This window comes from Halobacillus sp. GSS1, from assembly GCF_017307035.1.
Taxonomy (GTDB): Bacteria; Bacillota; Bacilli; order Bacillales; family Halobacillaceae; genus Halobacillus; species Halobacillus litoralis.
Window position 1 is genome coordinate 367,390 of sequence record NZ_JAFLHE010000001.1, and the last position, 19,532, is coordinate 386,921.

General features: G+C 42.2%; 21 protein-coding genes. 1 reads left to right on the plus strand and 20 read right to left on the minus strand.

Annotation, left to right across the window (positions count from 1 at the left end; translation table 11 throughout):
- Positions 1–24: 24 nt before the first annotated feature.
- From J0K78_RS01830 to J0K78_RS01870, 9 genes are all read right to left on the minus strand, one after another.
- On the minus strand, positions 25–1,365 hold the full coding sequence (locus tag J0K78_RS01830; protein ID WP_206945138.1) for a DUF2252 domain-containing protein: 1,341 nt from the start codon (positions 1,363–1,365) through the stop codon (positions 25–27).
- A 59-nt stretch (positions 1,366–1,424) separates the two neighbouring features.
- Entirely contained in the window at positions 1,425–1,637 is a 213-nt protein-coding gene (locus J0K78_RS01835; protein ID WP_089652505.1) for a cold-shock protein, read from the minus strand.
- A 76-nt stretch (positions 1,638–1,713) separates the two neighbouring features.
- Entirely contained in the window at positions 1,714–1,914 is a 201-nt protein-coding gene (locus tag J0K78_RS01840) for a cold-shock protein (RefSeq protein ID WP_027954344.1), read from the minus strand.
- Positions 1,915–2,165: 251 nt separating this feature from the next.
- Entirely contained in the window at positions 2,166–2,663 is a 498-nt protein-coding gene (locus J0K78_RS01845) for a superoxide dismutase family protein (protein ID WP_206945139.1), read from the minus strand.
- Between the two features lie 155 nt (positions 2,664–2,818).
- Complete coding sequence (locus J0K78_RS01850; protein ID WP_206945140.1) at positions 2,819–6,406, minus strand: dynamin family protein; 3,588 nt, start codon at positions 6,404–6,406, stop codon at positions 2,819–2,821.
- 75 nt (positions 6,407–6,481) lie between these two features.
- Positions 6,482–7,531 (minus strand): C45 family autoproteolytic acyltransferase/hydrolase, encoded by a 1,050-nt coding sequence (locus J0K78_RS01855; protein WP_206945141.1) that lies wholly within the window; start codon positions 7,529–7,531, stop codon positions 6,482–6,484.
- A complete protein-coding gene (locus J0K78_RS01860; protein ID WP_206945142.1) occupies positions 7,528–8,352 on the minus strand; it encodes an alpha/beta hydrolase in 825 nt (274 codons plus the stop codon). Before J0K78_RS01860 ends, J0K78_RS01855 begins: the two co-directional genes overlap by 4 nt.
- Positions 8,349–9,230: a gamma-glutamylcyclotransferase family protein gene (locus J0K78_RS01865; RefSeq protein ID WP_206945143.1), complete on the minus strand. Its 882-nt coding sequence runs from the start codon at positions 9,228–9,230 to the stop codon at positions 8,349–8,351. The genes J0K78_RS01860 and J0K78_RS01865 overlap by 4 nt, the downstream gene beginning before the upstream one ends.
- Positions 9,231–9,246: 16 nt before the next feature.
- On the minus strand, positions 9,247–10,206 hold the full coding sequence (locus J0K78_RS01870) for a P1 family peptidase (protein WP_206945144.1): 960 nt from the start codon (positions 10,204–10,206) through the stop codon (positions 9,247–9,249).
- A gap of 75 nt (positions 10,207–10,281) precedes the next feature.
- Here J0K78_RS01870 and J0K78_RS01875 point away from each other — a divergent pair, with 75 nt between their 5' ends.
- Positions 10,282–10,557: an acylphosphatase gene (locus J0K78_RS01875; RefSeq protein WP_206945145.1), complete on the plus strand. Its 276-nt coding sequence runs from the start codon at positions 10,282–10,284 to the stop codon at positions 10,555–10,557.
- A gap of 35 nt (positions 10,558–10,592) precedes the next feature.
- Here J0K78_RS01875 and J0K78_RS01880 read toward each other — a convergent pair whose 3' ends face one another.
- From J0K78_RS01880 to J0K78_RS01930, 11 genes are all read right to left on the minus strand, one after another.
- Positions 10,593–11,333 (minus strand): SDR family oxidoreductase, encoded by a 741-nt coding sequence (locus J0K78_RS01880; RefSeq protein ID WP_206945146.1) that lies wholly within the window; start codon positions 11,331–11,333, stop codon positions 10,593–10,595.
- Positions 11,334–11,639: 306 nt separating this feature from the next.
- On the minus strand, positions 11,640–11,879 hold the full coding sequence (locus J0K78_RS01885; protein ID WP_089652514.1) for a ferredoxin family protein: 240 nt from the start codon (positions 11,877–11,879) through the stop codon (positions 11,640–11,642).
- Between the two features lie 171 nt (positions 11,880–12,050).
- Positions 12,051–12,599, minus strand: a complete 549-nt coding sequence (locus J0K78_RS01890; protein ID WP_206945147.1) for a histidine phosphatase family protein — start codon at positions 12,597–12,599, stop codon at positions 12,051–12,053.
- An 82-nt stretch (positions 12,600–12,681) separates the two neighbouring features.
- Positions 12,682–14,277, minus strand: a complete 1,596-nt coding sequence (locus J0K78_RS01895) for an amidohydrolase (protein WP_206945148.1) — start codon at positions 14,275–14,277, stop codon at positions 12,682–12,684.
- A gap of 160 nt (positions 14,278–14,437) precedes the next feature.
- On the minus strand, positions 14,438–14,641 hold the full coding sequence (locus J0K78_RS01900) for a DUF6501 family protein (protein ID WP_089652517.1): 204 nt from the start codon (positions 14,639–14,641) through the stop codon (positions 14,438–14,440).
- 69 nt (positions 14,642–14,710) lie between these two features.
- Complete coding sequence (locus J0K78_RS01905; RefSeq protein ID WP_206945882.1) at positions 14,711–15,310, minus strand: alpha/beta hydrolase; 600 nt, start codon at positions 15,308–15,310, stop codon at positions 14,711–14,713.
- A gap of 97 nt (positions 15,311–15,407) precedes the next feature.
- Complete coding sequence (locus J0K78_RS01910; RefSeq protein ID WP_206945149.1) at positions 15,408–16,439, minus strand: AbrB family transcriptional regulator; 1,032 nt, start codon at positions 16,437–16,439, stop codon at positions 15,408–15,410.
- A gap of 89 nt (positions 16,440–16,528) precedes the next feature.
- Entirely contained in the window at positions 16,529–17,101 is a 573-nt protein-coding gene (locus J0K78_RS01915) for a TetR/AcrR family transcriptional regulator (protein ID WP_206945150.1), read from the minus strand.
- Between the two features lie 66 nt (positions 17,102–17,167).
- Positions 17,168–18,148: a peptide-methionine (R)-S-oxide reductase MsrB gene (gene msrB, locus J0K78_RS01920; protein WP_206945151.1), complete on the minus strand. Its 981-nt coding sequence runs from the start codon at positions 18,146–18,148 to the stop codon at positions 17,168–17,170.
- Positions 18,149–18,223: 75 nt separating this feature from the next.
- Positions 18,224–18,769, minus strand: a complete 546-nt coding sequence (gene vrrA, locus J0K78_RS01925) for a VrrA/YqfQ family protein (RefSeq protein WP_206945152.1) — start codon at positions 18,767–18,769, stop codon at positions 18,224–18,226.
- A 44-nt stretch (positions 18,770–18,813) separates the two neighbouring features.
- Positions 18,814–19,518: a uracil-DNA glycosylase gene (locus J0K78_RS01930; protein ID WP_206945153.1), complete on the minus strand. Its 705-nt coding sequence runs from the start codon at positions 19,516–19,518 to the stop codon at positions 18,814–18,816.
- Positions 19,519–19,532 lie beyond the last annotated feature (14 nt).

Below are 19,532 nucleotides of genomic sequence, written 5' to 3' on the forward strand. Positions count from 1 at the left end.
GTTGTATGATAGCCGTCGGCAAGATTAAAAATATCCTCGTTCTCTACCCCACTCAAGAAATAAATCATAATCTTCATATACCTTTTTCTCATAATGGTCGGCCCATACACAGAGTTGCTGGCGGAACCTCTTCTTCTCTGACCCAACCGCTTCCATGATGCTGTCTTCACTATGATAGTCAAGTACACCTTCAGCAATATCCACATCTGCCCTTGCATGGATTTTCGCACTCACTTTGGCCATTGTCTTTACTGTCTTTTTGACAGACTTAAGCTCGAGTAAATGCTTTTCTTTCACATCTTTGGAAAAGGGAGAGCGTTCCCGCACATAAAAATCTTTCCCATCCATGGTGAAAAAGCCGAGAAAAGGATCGGAAAGGTGGTGCATCGCCTGTTGAGTGTGTATGACTCTCCTTCCCTGATGTTTGTGATCATTCCAAAATGTCTCATCATAGGGAAAGAAATAAGCAGGTATAGGGGTTCGTGCTTCTTTTGCTTCAAGGATGATATCATCCTCATGGTCTTCCCTACAAGAGCCTTCAATAAGAACGTAATACCTTTTCAAACCAGTCGACCCAATTCCCGCTCCTGTCTTTTTAACTACATCTTTGATCCGGTAATAGTCCTTTGCCTTCTTTTTCTTTTCATCCAGCGAATGATAATAGTCATCCCACGCTTTTTCTAACAATCGTTTCTCGTGTTTAGGAACAGAAGCCAGCTTGTCCTTCCCAATATCGAAAGATCGTATGGAATCATGGTTGATGATGGTCTGCTTTTCCAGTTCGTGTGACAAGCTTCTTTGCTCTGCTTTTTTTATCGCTTTTTTGACAGGCCCTTTCGTGGATTCTTTCGTGAATTGAACTTTTTCAGGACTTAATTCACGATCATGATAGGCTTGCATTTGTTTTACGTAGGTTTTCAAATATCGCTGAACCATCTCATCCTTAGCCTCATCATCATACGAAAGGGAGTGCATCATCAGGCGAATACTAACGACCATCCGTAAAACGTCATAAAGATAAGACCCAAGATAACCTTCATCGAAGTCATCCACATCGAAGACAATCTCTTTGTTTTCATTTTGGAAGACACTGAAATTATTGAAATGTAAATCTCCCATGATCCATGTTGGTCTTTCCATTGGTGTATGAAAAGTAAATGGCAGCTCTGTCGTATCATGAAAGAACAAATAGGCACTTCCTCTAAAAAAGCTGTACGGATCTTCTTTCATTTTACTGTACTTCTTTTTACGCTCTTTCTCCGTTAATCCCATTAAATCCCCATCAAACTTGTCTAAAACGGTAGAAAGCGAATCCTTTCTCAATCGTTGTTTGGTTTCACGCATCTGTTTTATTTTTGGGTCCATCAACTACCCTCCCTTGAATATAAGAAAAAGCGATTGCCTTAGAAGCAACCGCTTTTTTATTATGACTCTGCTTTATAGTACAAACTATTGTTTTCTACAACTTGGAGTACTTTGTTTTCTTCTTCCATATCACTTCCGCACATTGGACACTTCTTATTGTTATTGGTTCTGAAGTTGTCTCTCATCCAACAGTTGCAGTCCTCGGAAGTACAAACCCAAATCTTCGTATCTTCTTCTTTAATCTCAGCCTGATTTTTCTTTCCGAAAGCCATCGGCGTAGCCCCCCCTTTAGAATGTCATGATATAAAAGAGACTGACCTTCAAAAGCCAGTCTCTTTCTATTTTTTATTATAGTTTCGTGACGTTTGCAGCTTGTGGTCCGCGATTGCCTTCTGTCACTTCAAACTCTACAGCTTGACCTTCTTCTAGAGACTTGAAGCCTTCTTCGTTGATCGCGCTGAAGTGTACAAATACATCATCTTCACCTTCAACCTCGATAAAACCAAAACCTTTTTCCGCGTTAAACCACTTCACTGTACCTGTTTTCATAGGGATGGATCCTCCAATGTTTCAAAAATTAATATGCGTTTTGCAATAAAGAAAAAATCACATATTATAAAAAGTACCAATAAGATTGATCACTCTTTATAATAGGTGATTGGAAGTGCGAACTTCTGAATATTGGTAAATTTTATCCTTTTATACACTATACTATGACTCACCGGTGAAGTCAAGCAGAGCGCGCGATTAACCGTTACACGACTAGTATATACAGTGAGAAGGCGAATTATTCCATTCCGTCAAGAACTTTCTATAATGGCACATGCGATTCGTTTTCCTGCATTTCCGCTTGGCTGGGACTGGTAGTCATCAGGTCCTTCATGGATAATAACTGATTTACTAATGATGTCTTTCACCTTAAAGCGATCCGTGAAAAAAATCATCCTTGCTCTTCCTTGATTGGAAAACAACACAGGAAAGTCGCCTGCATGATTCCCATGCGGCTGATCGTCTGGATTCCAGTGACCACCTGCAGAGACGAAAGGGTCTTTGCCATCCCCAATTTCGCACACCCCTTTTTCATGAATGTGAAATCCATGAGGTCCAATCTGTTTGCCGTTTTTTTTCTTCTTAAAGTCAGGCAGTCCTTCTACCTGGACAAAAATTTCGACCCCGTAGGGCATTTGGTAAAATTGAATGGTTCCTTTCAGATTAGGAGCAAGTGGACTGCTTAAAAATTTTGCCTGCGCCGTTTCAGAGGCATACGTTTGTCTGTACGGACCGTTTTGGATATACAATGAATAAAATCCTCCTTACTTTTTATGATGCTGACCTCCGCTTCCCCTTCACACCAATAGCAATGGCACAACAAATCCCCCTTTTCCGAGGAGGAGGAAGAAATCCTTAGAAGAGGGGGATGCTGATGTATTACCTTATGTGCGAATGGACTCATTTAGAACTTTGGAATTTTTGAAAGGATCCTTTCAAGATCCTGGGCGTTTTTCGGTCGTTCAAGATGAGACTGAATCTGTATAAAGTGATCCGCGGCATCTTCTTTCCATATGTTCATACATTCCATGTATCTTCTCTTCCACAACTCTGTATAATGATCGACGACTAATGATTCAAGCGCATCCAATTGTTTTTTCAATTCAATAGTAAGGATGGCTGACATAGATTCCCGCATTTCTTCCTTCTCATTTCTTTCAAAGAAAGCTTTAGGATTTCTGAACAATTTACGCAGTTGCGCTTTTTCTTTCTCATGAATGTCAACTTCCCCACTGAGAATGGGGAGAGGAAAGCTTCCTTCTTCTATCCCTGACAGTTGAAGAGTGGGACGAATTTTGTAGAGCTCACTTTCGATCCGCTCTTTGGTTTGATTCACTAACTGGTCCATGAAGTGCTCCATACGCACGCAAACCGCTTTGACTTCCTGAAGCATTTCAAAACTCATTTCCTCAAGAAGCTGCTTCTGAGCCACTTTTAATGACTCCTTTGCGTCTCCTTGGTTTTGAATGGTCGCTGGATTAAAATGCCGCTTGAACAAGTCATTGAAATTAAGCATCATTCGTTCATGAACAAAATGAATCTGTTTATTGGCTTTGTTATGAATGGCATCTTCAGCACCCTGGTCGAAATTCTTTTGAAGACTTTCAGAGATGTGGCGTTGTTCCTTTTTACTCTTTTCTATTTCCTCATAGCGCTCTTGGTCGCTCAGCTTACTTGCAGCTATGAAGTTCTCAAGAACCTGTCTGACACTCTTAATATCCTCATTAATTGCATGAATCATGATTTCTGCAAGGTCTTCGTGCAGGAAAGAGTGAAAGCTTTTTTCAAAAGCTTGAATACCTGATTCCTTTTCCGCTCCTCCCATCTTCTCTTCCAGAGCTTGCAAACTTGAGAGGGAGAAAAGTTTCGGATGACGAATTTGAAATTCGTTCAATTGACCTTTCACATAACTTTCCACCTGTTTTCGTTCCTCTTCGGATGAGGCCAAATCAGCTGCATTAATAAGGAAAAACATCTTATCCAGACTGAAGCTATCCTTAACACGGCCTAATTGCTTAAGGAACGCTTGATCAGCATAGGAGAATGGATGATTGTAATAGGTAACGAATAAAACCGCATCCGAATCCTTGATGTATTCAAAGCTCACATCTGTATGACGCGCATTGACAGAATCTGCTCCAGGTGTATCAACGAGAGTAACTCCCTCTTGAGTCCACGGACAGTCATAGAAAAGTTCCATAGATTCGATGAAACAAGACTTTTCTTCTTTGGAAACATACGAAGAAAATTCATCCCATAAGACATCGATGCGTCTTCCAAGATTGTTTTTCATACTCGGATAACCGTCTATGAAAGCACGTAAGAAAGAATGTTTCTTATGATCAAGCGGCTGCCAATCCGTTTCATTCAAGCTTTTAGTTTTCGCATGAACATCTTCTAATGTGGGAGCGCTGAGATCAAGAGTTTCAAGAATGGGAGATAAATCTTCAAACATCTCTTCTTCTGTCTTGATATAAGCATCAATGGACCGATCTTTCTTATCTGAGCGGGGCGGAGAAATTTTATTGATCGTCGCTGTCGTCGGATTAGGCGAAACAGGAAGCACCAAATCTCCAAGCAAAGCGTTAGCAAAACTGGATTTCCCTGCACTGAATGCTCCAAATAAGGCAATCGTATAATGCCTGTCATCCAGGCGGTTTCGTTTTTTCTCCAATTGACTATATAGACGCTTAGTCCCTTCCAGTGAATGGATGTTTTTCAGCGTTTCATCTGCCCTGTGTAGGGCCTCTTCGATGGAAGAACCACTGTTTTTAGTAGGCTCGGGATGAGGAGTAAGGTCTTCTTCTTCAACGACCGATGATTCAATCCGAATTTCATCCGCACTTTTATGAACCAGTTTCTCTTTTCGTTTCTTCCAGGATTCACGGATTCCTGCAGCATTTTCTTCCGACCTACCTTTTTCCAGATACTCATCTAGAAGGTGACGGTAATTTTTAATTCGTTCATTCAGTATCTCCATTTGTTTATCTATTTCCTGTTTGTTATCAGCCGCTTCAAATACTTCTCTGTGCTGTTCGACCATTGCTTGTTGACTGGATGCTATAGCCTGAAGGAATAATTGCTTCCATTCTTGTATGAAGCGTCTCGTTTCCTTTTGGATATCTTTGGCCACATCATCGGTGTAGCGTAAAACATAGGAACCCGTGACAGACGCGCCTCGTTCGACAAGAGCATATAAGCGTTCCTTCGGGTAATGAAAAGCCTCTTTTTGAACCTTTTCAAGCAGTTTTTCGCTGCTCACTGAATAGTGTTCCATCAGCTGAACCATTCGTTCCCGAAGCGGCCAGTACAGGTTTTTCTCCACAGACTCTGTAAGCTTCTTATAAAACGCTTCCTCTCTTGCCAACCGTTCTTCTTCTGTTTTCTTTTGTGTAAACAGAATACCTACCTTAAAGTCCGGTTGTACCGACTCTAAATAAGCCTCCGCATATTCACGGAGGGAACTCGGCATAAGATAAGCGTTTGATATGAATTGACTGACTCTCTCCTGAAAATCTACTTCTGCCTTTTCATAAAGAACTTGCTGGTTTTCAAGCTCTTTAAGATGGAAAGGACTTTGTTTAATCGTTTCTTCCCATTCTTCCTTTTCTTCTCGAAGTTGGGCCATCTGATTTTCGATAAGATCTGAATACTGCCTCACCGCTTCTTCGGCAAGCCATTTCACCTGTGTATCCGCTTGTCTTTCCAATTGTGAGGATGAGAAAAGAGTACGGAAATCCTTCTTCAACGTTTGAAACTCATTGAAAGGAAGAGAATAATCTCTTAAAGAAGTAAAATAGATTTCTTCAGGGGAGATGCCCCACTTTTCAAAGGCGCTTGTTACTGTTTTTTGATAGTCTTCAAAAGAAAGTTCTCGTTCTACATGTTTATCCACCTGGTTGATGACTACGGAAAAAGGCGTCTGACGCCTTTGCATTTCCAGTAAGAACGTAAGGTTCACTTCAGACTGTACATGGTTATAATCCATGACATAATACATGTAATCCATTAAATGAAGAGAGGATTCTGTGATCAACCGATCGGCGTCATTTGTTGAATCCACCCCGGGTGTATCGACAATCGACACATGGGAAGGCAGGGATTTTCCTGTTTGTGAAATTTCAAGTCCAGTAATTTTCTCCCCATCTTTACAGAGCGCCTTGATGGTTCCAAGGTCAATTTCTGCATCATATCGGACGATCGATCCATCCTGGAAATAGACAAGCGTATAAGGATCGCCTGTCTTCAACCGGACAATATTCCCACTGGTGGGAATAGGGCTTGAAGGGAGAAGATCATTTTCTAATAATGTATTGATCAATGTCGACTTTCCAGCTGAAAAATGACCAGCAAAGCCGATGATCATGTCTTCTTGAATCAACTTTTCATATAAATCCAATACTTTCTCTTTTTGTTCTTCATTCCCTTGATCTTTTAAAAAAGCGTATAAATTCTGAATTTTATCAATGCTTAGATCTGTCAAATGGCTCATGTCTTGTCTCCTTTGCCGTACAATGTCCTCCCTCATTCTACTCTTAAGAGCTGTGTTTCCTCAAGGGGGAGATACTTAAAACGATGGAGCATCCATATAGGGAATCGTTTCATCCGTGTCCAATTCCCCATAAATCCTACCAGGAAGAGAAGGGCTCCCATTCAGCCAATCCTTAAATGAGATCTTAGATGGTACCGTATCTCCTCCGAGTCCAAAATGAAGAGTTAATGATGCAGGACTGTAGCAGGCTGTGTGAATGGTACCGCTCCATTGTTTATACCCATGAGAAAAGATGGGACCGTAAGAATCATTTAATAAATGAAAAGCCTCTAATCCATCAAGCACATAGGCTTGGCGGCTTTTGAGATCATCCAGTCTCTCGTGTGTGTCTGATAGATGCCTGCGGTTTTCCTTAGCCATTTCAGTGAAATGGTTGGTACAAGCCGTCCCCTCCTTTACGCTAACCCCTCGAGGAGAGCCTTCAATAATTTTAGACGTGCCTCCTGAATCAAAAACGACATAGTTAAACGAGTGTCTATGAGGAAGTTTTTTTAAAAGGTGAACCGCTTCCCTGGTCGTTTGGCATGTTTCTAAGACCATTCGTGTCAGTAAACAACATATAAAGCCGTCTTCAGGATGAATTCTGTTCACGAAATTATATCCAATACACAGACCATGTTCATTCATGCCATCTGTACGTCCTATGATCCGCTGTGATGGTCCGATGCTTGCATATCCATCCTTGGGTTGAAACAATACTAAGCGCCCCTCATACGTTTTGGGGTGGTAATCATAATTTCTCGCAAAATATCCGTTTCCCGTTAAAATGGAACAGCCTGAACCTTCCCAATCCTGCTGATACCCACTGTATTCATGAATGACTTCAGCAAGCGGCCACTGTAATCCTTCAGCAAGGCCTCTAAGCTCTTCAAAGAGACCTTTGCAATAAAGATCCATTTGTTCCTTAACTACTTTAATGTCAACATCATAGCGAAGCTTTGAGCGTTTTCGTCTTTGTTCATGATGTTTATACAGCAGCGTACGTTTCAAACGCTCTCCTTGTTCGTACCCGAAGTCATCATATCGACCGCGGAAATCGATCAGCTGAGAATAAAAAGGTTTCATTTTCCTGCCCACATCTTATGCAGCTGGGGATGATGGAGGATATGGTTGTGATCGACTCCTTGAATGATGTCGACCTCAACATTCCACTGCTCCTTCACATAACGTTTGAACTTGTCGTGTAAGAGAACCTCATCCTCACTACCCACATAAATGGACACTCGATCTTTTATATCAGTCAACAAATGTGAAGGGATTTTTTCGAGGAACCTTGAGATGAGGAGGCGGAAGCTCAACGTTAGTTTTTCACTTTTATTAAACTCATCCGGAATTTCCGCAACTGTCCGTTTATTGAACCGATGGATATTCATCTTATACAAAGTCATGAGAAGCATGACTTTTTTGTCGAACACCGTATAATCAACATCGGTTCGATCTGTAGACTGCTCTGTCGCATCATCATGGTAGACAGGCAGAGTAGGATGAAAAAAGGGAGCGATAAATAAGTATTCGCTGGCTGCGCTGTTGTTTTTTTTAATCAACCTTAACAAGTTCGCGCATCCCATGGAGTGTCCGGCCAGGGTGACTTTTTCATACCCTTTCTTTTCAATGAAATGAATGAAATCAAATATATCGTCATCATACTGGCCTATATATTCAAGGTCCCCTCTCCTTGGACTCTGATCGTATCCTCTTAATACAGGAAAATAAATGTCAGCTTCACGGAGACATTGATCAGCAAACGCTTCATGATGATGATACTCAGCGGTGATTCCATGGACCATAATAATGGCTTCCTTGGAAGATGGTCTCTCCTTGAGGACTGTATATTGCAAACGTGTGAAATCCCTGGTCATATAACTAGACCACTTGATGTCTGTCATTGTCTCCATCCCTTTCTTTGCAAGTACGTTTTAAACTCGGGCATTTTCCATTCTTCTATGAATTTATATTCTATGGATCTCATGTAGTTTTCAGAGAGGTATTTTGATCCTCCGCGATGAATTTCTTCTGCATAATGGAAGGGAGGTGCAATCTCCGCTTTCTTTTCTATGACGGTGAACGAAAGAGCCTGGAAGGTGATTCCGTCGTCTCCTGTCACGTGGACAATCGTTGGTCTATAGACTCTCGTTTCCACCCCTTCTCTTTGATATAAATATTCGCGTGCCTCATTTCCAACTTCATAGACCACCCCTTCTACGTGAGCCCCGGGATGTTCAGTAATATCGGCTCTTGAACCGTCTTCAAAATGAGTGGAAAAAGCGAGCCTGTATCCATTGAGCTCCCCCTTTCCTTTAATAGAAGTAAAGAGGTGGTCTACCCCGTGGTCGCATAGCCTGGAATTGTCCATACATGAACCATAGGCAAAATAATGGAGGCGATCTTTTTGAATATAGCGATGGACTTTCCAATCGTGATTATGGACAGCTTCACCTTTAGCTTCACGGGGCCAATAATAGACAAAAGCTTCCTTAACTCCATGAGGTGTGGAAACTTCACTCCTCTCACGTACAAAATAAGGGTCCTCCGAAAGAGTAGAATAGCCTTCTAACTGATCCAACTCCTTCAGTAATGACGAGGGAATCTCGTATAATTCTCCATAGGTAATCTCCTCTTCACTCTTCACTAGAAGCGGATAATAAGAATGGCCAGTATATAACTTTCCTTTCACAAAAGCTTGTTCTGAGAGACATGTTGCTTCTTTCATAAAATGATGATTCTCCTGGTTTTTGCATAGAGAACCGTAAACAAAAACGTTCATTCCATTGTTCCTCCTACTACAGATCTTTAGCTGATAAATAGTTCTTCGTTGATCTTGCATGAGTCACTGCGTTTTGTACGGCTATTTCCACCGCTCTTACAGCCATGACACCAAGGCTGTTATAATCACAGGAAACTTTTCCAGATCCCATGAAAAACAGTGTATCGCCATCAACAAACGTATGGGCAGGACGAATGGTGCGAGCAAGTCCGTCATGGGACATGGCCGCCAGCTTATTTGCTGCTGGTTTATCTACAATTGCATTTGTAACGACCGCACCAATGGTCGTATTTCCGCGAAAACGATTAGTCCGCCCCTCCAAAACTTCATCCATCATCACTTCTTCACTATTTAAGAACTTTCCCTTTTTCTGCATACCAGCGATTATTTGACCGGTTTCTGGGTTGACGACATCGCCAAAACAATTAACGGCGACGACAGCTCCCACTTTCACGTTTCCGATTTGAATGGCAGAGTACCCCAACCCACCTTTCATACTGAAAGAAGGTCCTTTCACTTTTCCGACGGTCGCCCCTGCACCTGCTCCGTAATTCCCCTGTTTTAAATGGGAATGCTGAAAAGCAGATGCTGCAGCTTCATACCCCATTGTAGCATCCGGGCGCATGTCTTGGTCGTCCTCTCTTAAGTCAAACAATATTGCCCCGGGGACAATGGGAACTCGAGTTACTCCTACATCAAAACCGACTCCCGCCTCCTCCAAATATTTCATTACTCCTGTACCGACCTCAAGACCAAAGGCACTGCCTCCAGCCAGAAATACTCCGTGAATATGGTCGACGAGGTTTTCGGATTTCAACGCATCGGTCTCTCGTGTACCAGGAGCACCGCCCCGGACATCGACACCTGCCGTGGCACCAGCTTTATTCAGGATGACTGTACACCCTGTGTGATGATCTTCACTTTCTTTTTGTCCAAAAAAGAATCCTTCTATATCAGTAATTTCAATCTCCTTCACTTAAAACCACTCCTTCTAAAGGTTTGCCGTATTCTATTTGTGGGGAAACAAGAGGATAGATGAGGAGGTGTAAGAATGGAAAACAATCAAATAACCGTACACGGCCATGTTCAAGGCGTCGGTTTCCGTGCAGCTACCAAACAAATCGCTGAACAAATAGGTATTTCAGGATGGGTGAAAAACCAACCTGACGGCACCGTTCTTATTGAAGCGGAAGGGGAGCATGGGAAACTACAGGAGTTTATAAAAAAAATCGATGAAGGTCCTACACCTTTCAGTAAAGTCGAAGCTCTCAACGTGAAGAATAAGGATATAGTAAACCATTATAAAAAATTTAAAGTTGTACAATGAAGATGACCGCAGGGATGCGGTCATCTTTTTTCCTTTTACTTATGATGCATTGGACGAACAATGACTTCATTCACATTCACATAAGAAGGTTGGGTCACAGCATAGGAAACGGCGCGGGCAATGTCATCCGCTTCCAGAGGGTCCATACTACGATTTTTGAACATTTCAATGACATCTCCGTCGGTAATGTGGTCGGTAAGTTCCGTATCCACTGCCCCAGGAGAAACGTTCGTTACACGGACGCCTGATTTCGAGAGTTCTTTTTCCATTCCCATCGATAGTGCTTTCACAGCATATTTTGTCGCACTGTAAACGGTACTGGATGGAAAGACTTCATGTCCCGCAACAGAAGACACATTGACGATATGGCCGGACTCCTGTTCAATCATTGTAGGAAGACTTGCATGGATGCCATACAACACCCCTTTAATATTGACATCGACCATCTGCTCCCATTCATCTACATGGTCATTCTTTAAGAAGGAGAGCAACATGACTCCTGCATTATTAATGAAGAGATCCACCGTGTTGAACGCTGATTTCGTTTCGGAAACAAGCTTCTCAACATCCTCTCGTTTCGTTACATCTGTTTCTACTACTTTCGCTTCTACATTATATTGTTCAGTAATTTCCTCTGCTAATTCATTTAACTTTTCTGCTCTTCGAGCGGCTAATACGACATTCGCACCTTCATCCGCTAAATGATGAGCAATGGCTTTGCCGATGCCGCTGCTTGCCCCTGTTATAATCGCTGTCTGGTTTTTTAGTTTTGTCATAATTTATGTCCTCCCTTGTTATCATTCCTTTTCTATCTACCCTGCATAAAGAAAAAATATTCACACAAGAACCAACTGCCCCCTTATGAAGGATGTACCATTCAAGATATAAAGCAAATGGAACCTTTGATTTAGAGGTGATTTTGGACGATTGGCTGCTACATCAAATCTTTCACTCCACCCCACCCCTTTACTACAAGGATCTCTCGAAAGTAATTCTTCAACAAAAAGCATATTTAGTGAACAAGGAAAGGCTGGTATGAAAAAGACCGCCTCTTAGGTTAAGAGACGGTCTGGTTATGATACTTATTGTTCTTCAAAGAACTTACGGTTAATCTCGATGTATGGAGTTTCTTCTTCTGGTACCTCGTCTTCGATATAAATCGCTTCAACTGGACACACCGCTTCACACGCACCACAATCTATGCAAATCGCAGGGTCGATATAGAACATATCTTTCCCTTCTTCGATACAATCAACTGGGCACACATCCACACATTCTCCAGCTTTTTCATCTTTACAAGGGGATGTGATTACAAATGCCATATCTATTTCTCCTCCTTTTATAGAATTTCGTGTGCTTATAAAATACTATTCACCCTTACCGGCTAAGATAAACACCACAATATACTATAACGATTTTGATGAAAAATCGCAATTCCCGTAGTTGTTCGACCTTTTTCGCATTGTACGAAAAAAGAAAGGGGAAGAATGGAATCAGTCTTCCCAAATTCGTTCGACTGTATATTCTCCTCCTTGCTTTTGTACAAGAAAAACATCTGGACGGGAGAGGCGCTTCCATTCATAAAAACCGATTTCACGGTTATATTTTTGTAGTAATAGGGCGAGCAAGTTCCCATGAGTAACAAGGAGAACGTTTCCACAATCCTCATTTTCAAGTTCATCAATCAGCGAAAGGACACGTTTTTTCGCTTCTGTAGAGGATTCTCCTCCCGTTAGTTTCAGTTCAGGGTCGACGAACGTATCATGCAGGACTTCTTCCCAATCATCCAGTGGTTCATGACTTAGGACACGCTCCTCTAAACGTTCATCCATTTCGATGGTCACATTATTTTTTCTGGCGAAAGGCTTGATCGTTTCAATCGCCCGCAAATAAGGACTTGATAAGATACGATCAATGTTGTGACCGTAATTTTCTAAAAAAGTCGCAAGCATTTGGGCCTGTCTGATGCCCGTCTTTGTTAGTGGGGAATCTTCATGTTGACCTTCCGTTTCACTGTGACGCACTAAAAATAATTTCTCCATTGCTACCCATCCTCCCCTTTCCATCACTTATGTCCATTATGGCTGATGGAACGAGTGTTGACAAGGAAAGTTGCAGAAGACATTACTTCCGATAGACGCACTTTCCTCTCTGCCATGTTTCCAGTACTTGTATATCCTTCAACTTTTCAGGTTCTATTTCTTCAGGATGCTTATCAAGTATAATAAAATCGGCTTGATAACCAGATTCTATTTTACCCTTTTCACTTTCTTTATATTCAAGCTCTGCTGGAGTTTTTGTAAATCCAAGGAAAGAATCCTTTACACTTAACCTTTCCTGAGGCATCCATCCACCTTCAGGCTTTCCGTTAAGGTCTGTTCGATTTACAGCCGTAAACATGGTCGTGAACGGATTCAATGCACCGATGGGAAGGTCAGAGCTTAAGGTTATTGGAATGTGCTCTTTCAAAAGGCTTTCGAAAGCATCACAGTAAGGTAGAAGACTTTCTGGTGTCCATTTTCCTTTCTCGCTCCACTCATCCAGAAGGAAAGACGGTTGTGTTTCAATGTAAGGTTTCAACTCTCTCAAGCGGGCAATCAAATCGGGAGCAAGTGTCTGGGCATGAATAATCCGGTGTCTTAGGCGTTCAGTAGCTTCTCCTGATTTTTCAAGCGCTGTAATTGCCTGCTCAACAGCCCGGTCGCCGATCGCATGCATAGCCACCTGCATATCATTGTCACTTGCATATTTAACCATTTCATCGAGCTGTTCCTGGGTATAAATCAGACGACCGTTCTCACTTGGCTGAATGGGATAAGGATTCCTCATAGCTGCCGTATAAAGGCGCTGGGTACCGTCGAGGAAAATTTTGAAAGACCCGACCTTCACTTGAGGTGTCCCCTGACCGGTACGGTGATCATTTTCATCACAATAGGTCTTCATATCCTGGATATCAAATACGTAATGATGAAGCTGGGCATCGATCGACAGGACTTCCTCTTGTTCCAATTCTGTATATGCCTGCCACAACCGCTCATAGGACCCGATAAAGTTAATATCATCTGTATGGACAGAGGTTATGCCATATTCGCTCAGATGAGGCAGAGCTTTCTTTAAGGCTTCTTTTGCATCCTCCGTCGAACGTCCCCAAAAATGGTGCTTAATGTAATGAACTGCTGTATCTTTGAAGCGGCCATTCCAATTTCCATGTTCATCTTTTTCTTTAAATTCATCCGGTTCTTTTTTAAAATTCTCTTCTTCTTTCAATAATTCCATCGCTTGTTCACTGATGACACATTCATGGCCGTCCTGATGCATGAAGTACATATAGGCATTCACTTGGATTTCATTCAGGTCTTTTGCTGTTAGAAGGTGGTCGATATCGTCAAAGTTTCCATCATTGAAACCTTTTCCGAAAACCCAGTCGTATTGCTCAAGTTCGTCATAATGGTTCTCAACAACAGCTTTCATTTCTTCCCAGCTCGTCACTTGCGTAAGGTCTAATTCTTTTTTTAACAACCCGTAACGGAGCAGATGCATATGACTATCACTAAAGGAAGGAGAAAGGACACGTCCTCTCCCATCTATGACATCCTCTTCTCCCCTGTAGGGTGACTCGTAGATGGCCTCAATCTTCTCTCCTTCTACTTTAATCGCATAAGTGCGGTCGCTCTCATAGGTTTGATAGGGCTGGTAGATTCTTACGTTATCCAAAATCATGGCATGCTCTTCCTTTCAAGTATTTTCTAATTACCATTACCCTACTTCATCTTTTATATAAACATGGGAACAAATCCCTATAGGGGAGATTTTTAAGAGCTTCATAGAATACTTCTAACCATACAAAAAGCCAGGGAACGCATCCCTGGCTTTTCATCATTTACACTTCTTTGAAATATTCCTTATAGAAACCGCCCATGCGGCCGGAATTATCAATGACAAAGTAAAACTCTTCACTTTCGTTTTTCACATCATACACTTTGCCTGGTGTCAGTACATTGTTCACAACGAATTTTTTTGCATCGTTATGAACGCATTCAATTTGTTTGATGGTTTCATTGTTTTCCCAATTTTTGTGAATCATAGAGCATCCTCCTTGGTTTATGTGTACCTATCATACAATGAACGAAGGGATGACTCAATATACAGATGATTAAAATTGATCTTTATACCAGTCTGCCGCTGACCATACTTCATTTTCTGTCAATTGATGCCCCATACGTTCCCAATGGACAGTTACATCCGCACCAGCCGTCGTTAATAAATCCTCTAAATCTTTTGTTTCCTGAGCTGGACAGATGGGATCATTTTCACCTGCGCCGATAAATACAGGGAGGCCTGATTGTTCAGGAATTTCAATGCCTCTTCTCGGAACCATTGGGTGAAACAGCATAGCCCCTCGCAAACTTTCTTCGTAATGAAAAAGAAGGCTTCCCGCAATATTCGCTCCATTGGAATACCCTACAGCAATGACATGCTTACGATCGAATCCGTACTCATGACTAGCATCTGTAAGGAATTTATTCAATTCATCCGTTCTATTAATTAAGTCTTCTTCATCGAAGACACCTTCTCTTAATCGTTTAAAAAAACGCGGCATCCCATTCTCTGACACATTCCCTTTTACAGAAAGGATAGATGCATCAGGGTCGATCATCTTAGCTACAGGCAGCAAATCTTGTTCTGTTCCGCCCGTACCATGAAGAAGCAACAAAGTGCGTGCTGAATTTCCTTTTTGGAAGATATGCTTCATATTCATTGTGCTTCATTCCTTTCATTCTAATTTACATAATGTTTTTATGAGAAACTACTATTTACTAAGTTCATTTTATCTTTAATTCGAGATAATGTCAAAAACATGTTCTTAGTTTCTTGAACAACCAGGGGAGAAACAGGACGATCATTAATAGACGAATCGTCTGTAAAGAACTAACAATGGCAGGTTCGCCACCCGTTTGTTCAGCCGTGATAGACATTTCTACAAGACCACCAGGGGCTAGAGCCAAAACAGCAGTCTTTACATCCATAGTTGTCCACCAGCTTAATAAAAAAGCCATCCCAATTCCTATTCCAATCATAGAAATAGCTAAAGCTAAAAAAGCTAAGCAGGTCTTTCCAGCTGAAACAATTTCGCTTAACGATACTGTGTGTCCCAGGTATGTTCCAATAAAAAACTGCGCAAGCGTAAAAAGCATTTCCGGTAAAGGATAGAATGGGACACCTGATGTCTGTAGTGAACCGATAATAAGCATAGGAACAATGACAAGTGAAGCCGGAACCCAAGCCCTCATCTTCCACCCAATGAAAGCCGCTGCCAAGTATAAAGGTAGGGTAAACATAGAGTCTTGATCCATCTCTTCCACTACACCATCAACAACCGTTGTTGAAACAACGAAATTTCCATGGGTAACGTAAAATGGAATGATAAAAAGAACGCTGATTAAACGTAAGGTATGAAAAATTGTAACAAGCGCACTATTGCCATTCATAGATTCGCTGACGGCAATCATGGCAGACAGCCCGCCTGGAGAGCTTCCTACAAGGGCAGTCGTTTTATCTACAGCCCCAAACCTAGCAATGTACAATCCGGCTAATAAGCTGGTGGCAATCATGACTGATGTAAGGATGGTATAAGGTAAGAGATAAGGACCGATCGAACGGAACGTTTCAGCACTGAACGTAAGACCTATCTGAATTCCCAGAAGAACAAATGCCATGTGTTTTGCTAGTGGTACAGTTTTTGATTCTAATCTCTTTAAGGATTTAGCCAGGACAACAAACACAACCGGTCCTAATATCCATGGGATGGGCATGTGTAAGAAATTAAACAACAGGCCACCCGGGAATGCGATCAAATAGGTCTTTGTTATGTTGGAAGGCATTATGGAGACACCGCTCCTTTCGCGAAATCTAAAAAGCGAACGATTAACAGAAATACAATAAACCGCTTCCCAACGAGGAAGCGGTTTACCTATTTGTTTTTCACACCATTTTCAATCATTTCAAAGAGTTGATCTGCCATTTTTTCCACTCCGTATTTTTGCCTCGTGGGAAATAATATGGAGTGGAAAATGAGATCAGCCACCATTTCGCTTTCAATATCCTCTTTCCATATCCCTAATTGCTTCGCAGCCTCAATCCAGTCCAACATTTGGTCATACGTTCCCATGAGGTCTTCATGGATTTTTGTACGATAGAACAGAGCCAGGGTATGATCGCTGCTCTGCAGTTCCCGGATCATTTGATCAATATGATGGGTTTCTGCATGATCGAGAAAAATAAACAAAAGCTTGTATAGCTTTTTATTTGGCGCTTCCTTTTCCGGAATCGCTTCAATTTGTTTGGTCATCTCTTCCATCATGTTTCTCATATAGGATAGAATGAGGTCTTCCTTATTTTTGAAATATTCATAGAGGGTGCTTCTGCTCACCTGAAGCTCCGTTGAAAGTTTTTTGAAATGGACCCCGTGGATCCCTTCTTTCCTGAGCAGCGCCCCTGTCTCTTTTAAAATTTCCTCTTTTGTAAGAATTCGTCTTCTTCCCAATTCGGTACCTCCTCAAGCTTCCTCCATTATATCATCATCAAAGCTGAGAGGGGCATTTGAAGGGATTTATTGAAAAAGGTACGTCAAATAACCGTATCCTTTTTCTTCCATATCGTCTTTAGGAATGAATCTCAAGGCAGCAGAATTGATACAGTAACGCAGCCCTCCTTGATCTTTCGGTCCATCTTCAAACACATGGCCAAGATGGGAGTCCGCTCGATCACTTCGGATTTCCGTCCGGAACATACCATGAGATCTATCAACTTCTTCTTTCACCTGCTGTTTTTCAATAGGCTTGGTAAAGCTTGGCCATCCACAGCCTGCATCATATTTATCCTTAGAACTGAACAAGGGTTCGCCTGAAACTATATCCACATAAATGCCCTCTTCTTCATGATCATGAAACTCATTTTGAAAGGGGCGTTCGGTCGCATTCTCCTGCGTGACTTTATACTGGATGTCGGTTAAGCGTTGCTTCAGATCTTCCTGATCCTTTTCATAACTCCAGCGATCTTTAATGAAATCAGCTCGACCGGAGCCTTTCTTGTACCGTTTATAATGAAAACGATTCTTCTTATAATAATCCTGGTGCTTATCTTCGGCAGGATAAAACGTTTCAGCCGGCAGAATTTCAGTTACTATCGCATCCTTGAATTTCCCAGATGCTGCAAGCTCTTCTTTACTCTTCTCAGCCACTTTTCGTTGTTTCTCATTGTGATAGTAGATGGCCGTTGTGTAGGAGTGCCCCCGATCAGCGAATTGACCTCCGGCATCAGTGGGATCGATCTGCTGCCAAAACAGCTCAACCAGCCGCTCATAAGGAAAAATGGCGGGATCGAAAGTGATCTGTACGGCTTCCCTGTGACCCGTCTCTTCCGTGATTACCTGCATGTATGTCGGGTTTTCAGTATGCCCGCCGGTATAGCCTGATACAATGGATTCGATTCCAGGGCGTTCATCAAAGGGTTCCACCATACACCAGAAGCATCCTCCTGCGAATGTTGCATTTTCCAATTGTCTACTCAATATATAACCTCCTAAAGGCATCGGTTTTCATTTTTATATTTGGATATGTACTTATTTTTGCTAACTCTACAAAAAAAATCAAGCTACATGCACAGCCTAAATGTATAATTTAGGCTGTGATGCACCTTGAGAACGTTTTTTTTCTTTCTTATCAAGCACACTTGTGGATTCCCAGTCCTCTGAAACAGACGGTTTGCTGCTGCTTTCGTCTAATGGTACCAGACTCTCATCATCATCATCATCTGGTTCGTTCATGATTTTCATCATATTAATCATGGCAGGAATGTTTTTCAGCATCGGCCCGTATTGCTGCATCATAGGTGCTGCCGATTGCATAGCTTTCAGTGCCGTCTGCATGTGCCCAAGCCATCCAGCTCCTCCAGTTTTTGCAGCTGTCCCTGCGGCACCAAGAGCCTGCGCCCCAAAACCAGTACCTCCACCTCCACCGAAAACACCCGGGAGCCCAGAGAGCCCGGAGCCGAACCCTGTATTCCCTAAAAAACCTGGAGCCCCAAAGCCGCCGAAACCCCGGCTTCCCGCATTGATATACGGTGCCATCGAACGCATCATTTGCGGTGCAGCTTGCTGGAATCCTGGGAACTGGCCCATAGGAGGGAAAGGCGGTTGACCTGTCGGAAACATAAAAACCCCTCCGAAACGTTAGAATACTCTAGCATATGCCTTTTTTATGAACTGGTTTGGGCTCCTGTCTCTATGTTCGCAGGCGGTAACGACCAATCCACCGGATCCAACGCATTTTTTAATAAAAACTTATTCGCCTGAGAAAAAGGCCGGCTTCCGAAAAAACCTCTATGCGCAGCAAAGGGACTAGGATGAGAGGAAGTCAGTACAAGATGTTTTTCTCGATTGATGAATGCCCCTTTCTTTTGTGCATGCTTTCCCCACAAAAAGAAAACCACTGGCTTCTTTCTTTCATTCAATGATTGAATGATTGCATCGGTGAATGTTTCCCACCCTAACCCTCTGTGAGAATTGGCTTCCCCTTCCCTCACTGTCAATACATCGTTTAAAAGTAGGACACCTTGTTCTGCCCAGGAACGAAGGGAGCCATGGTCCGGAGGTTGAACACCTAGATCCTCCTTCAATTCTTTGTAAATATTGCGAAGGGAGGGTGGAATACGATTACCTGGTCGAACTGAAAAACTGAGCCCATGTGCCTGGTCCTTTCCATGATAAGGATCCTGTCCAAGAATGACTACTTTAGTTGACGCATAAGGTGTCGACTGTAAGGCTTGGAAAACTTCATCATAAGCAGGTTGGATGGCGTTGACTTTGTATTCCGTCTCGACAGTACTCTGTAATTCTTTAAAATAATCTTTTTTAAACTCTTCGTTCAGAAGATCTTCCCAATCATTGGCTGGTTGGATCATCCGAACACCCCCTC

Bases quoted from the DNA above. Each gene is read 5' to 3' on its own strand.
- J0K78_RS01830 (WP_206945138.1), bottom strand. From the start codon at position 1,365: ATGGACCCAAAAATAAAACAGATGCGTGAAACCAAACAACGATTGAGA.
- J0K78_RS01835 (WP_089652505.1), bottom strand. From the start codon at position 1,637: ATGGCTTTCGGAAAGAAAAATCAGGCTGAGATTAAAGAAGAAGATACG.
- J0K78_RS01840 (WP_027954344.1), bottom strand. From the start codon at position 1,914: ATGAAAACAGGTACAGTGAAGTGGTTTAACGCGGAAAAAGGTTTTGGT.
- J0K78_RS01850 (WP_206945140.1), bottom strand. From the start codon at position 6,406: ATGAGCCATTTGACAGATCTAAGCATTGATAAAATTCAGAATTTATAC.
- J0K78_RS01855 (WP_206945141.1), bottom strand. From the start codon at position 7,531: ATGAAACCTTTTTATTCTCAGCTGATCGATTTCCGCGGTCGATATGAT.
- J0K78_RS01860 (WP_206945142.1), bottom strand. From the start codon at position 8,352: ATGACAGACATCAAGTGGTCTAGTTATATGACCAGGGATTTCACACGT.
- J0K78_RS01865 (WP_206945143.1), bottom strand. From the start codon at position 9,230: ATGAACGTTTTTGTTTACGGTTCTCTATGCAAAAACCAGGAGAATCAT.
- J0K78_RS01875 (WP_206945145.1), top strand. From the start codon at position 10,282: ATGGAAAACAATCAAATAACCGTACACGGCCATGTTCAAGGCGTCGGT.
- J0K78_RS01880 (WP_206945146.1), bottom strand. From the start codon at position 11,333: ATGACAAAACTAAAAAACCAGACAGCGATTATAACAGGGGCAAGCAGC.
- J0K78_RS01885 (WP_089652514.1), bottom strand. From the start codon at position 11,879: ATGGCATTTGTAATCACATCCCCTTGTAAAGATGAAAAAGCTGGAGAA.
- J0K78_RS01890 (WP_206945147.1), bottom strand. From the start codon at position 12,599: ATGGAGAAATTATTTTTAGTGCGTCACAGTGAAACGGAAGGTCAACAT.
- J0K78_RS01895 (WP_206945148.1), bottom strand. From the start codon at position 14,277: ATGATTTTGGATAACGTAAGAATCTACCAGCCCTATCAAACCTATGAG.
- J0K78_RS01900 (WP_089652517.1), bottom strand. From the start codon at position 14,641: ATGATTCACAAAAATTGGGAAAACAATGAAACCATCAAACAAATTGAA.
- J0K78_RS01905 (WP_206945882.1), bottom strand. From the start codon at position 15,310: ATGAAGCATATCTTCCAAAAAGGAAATTCAGCACGCACTTTGTTGCTT.
- J0K78_RS01910 (WP_206945149.1), bottom strand. From the start codon at position 16,439: ATGCCTTCCAACATAACAAAGACCTATTTGATCGCATTCCCGGGTGGC.
- msrB (WP_206945151.1), bottom strand. From the start codon at position 18,148: ATGCCTTTAGGAGGTTATATATTGAGTAGACAATTGGAAAATGCAACA.
- vrrA (WP_206945152.1), bottom strand. From the start codon at position 18,769: ATGTTTCCGACAGGTCAACCGCCTTTCCCTCCTATGGGCCAGTTCCCA.
- J0K78_RS01930 (WP_206945153.1), bottom strand. From the start codon at position 19,518: ATGATCCAACCAGCCAATGATTGGGAAGATCTTCTGAACGAAGAGTTT.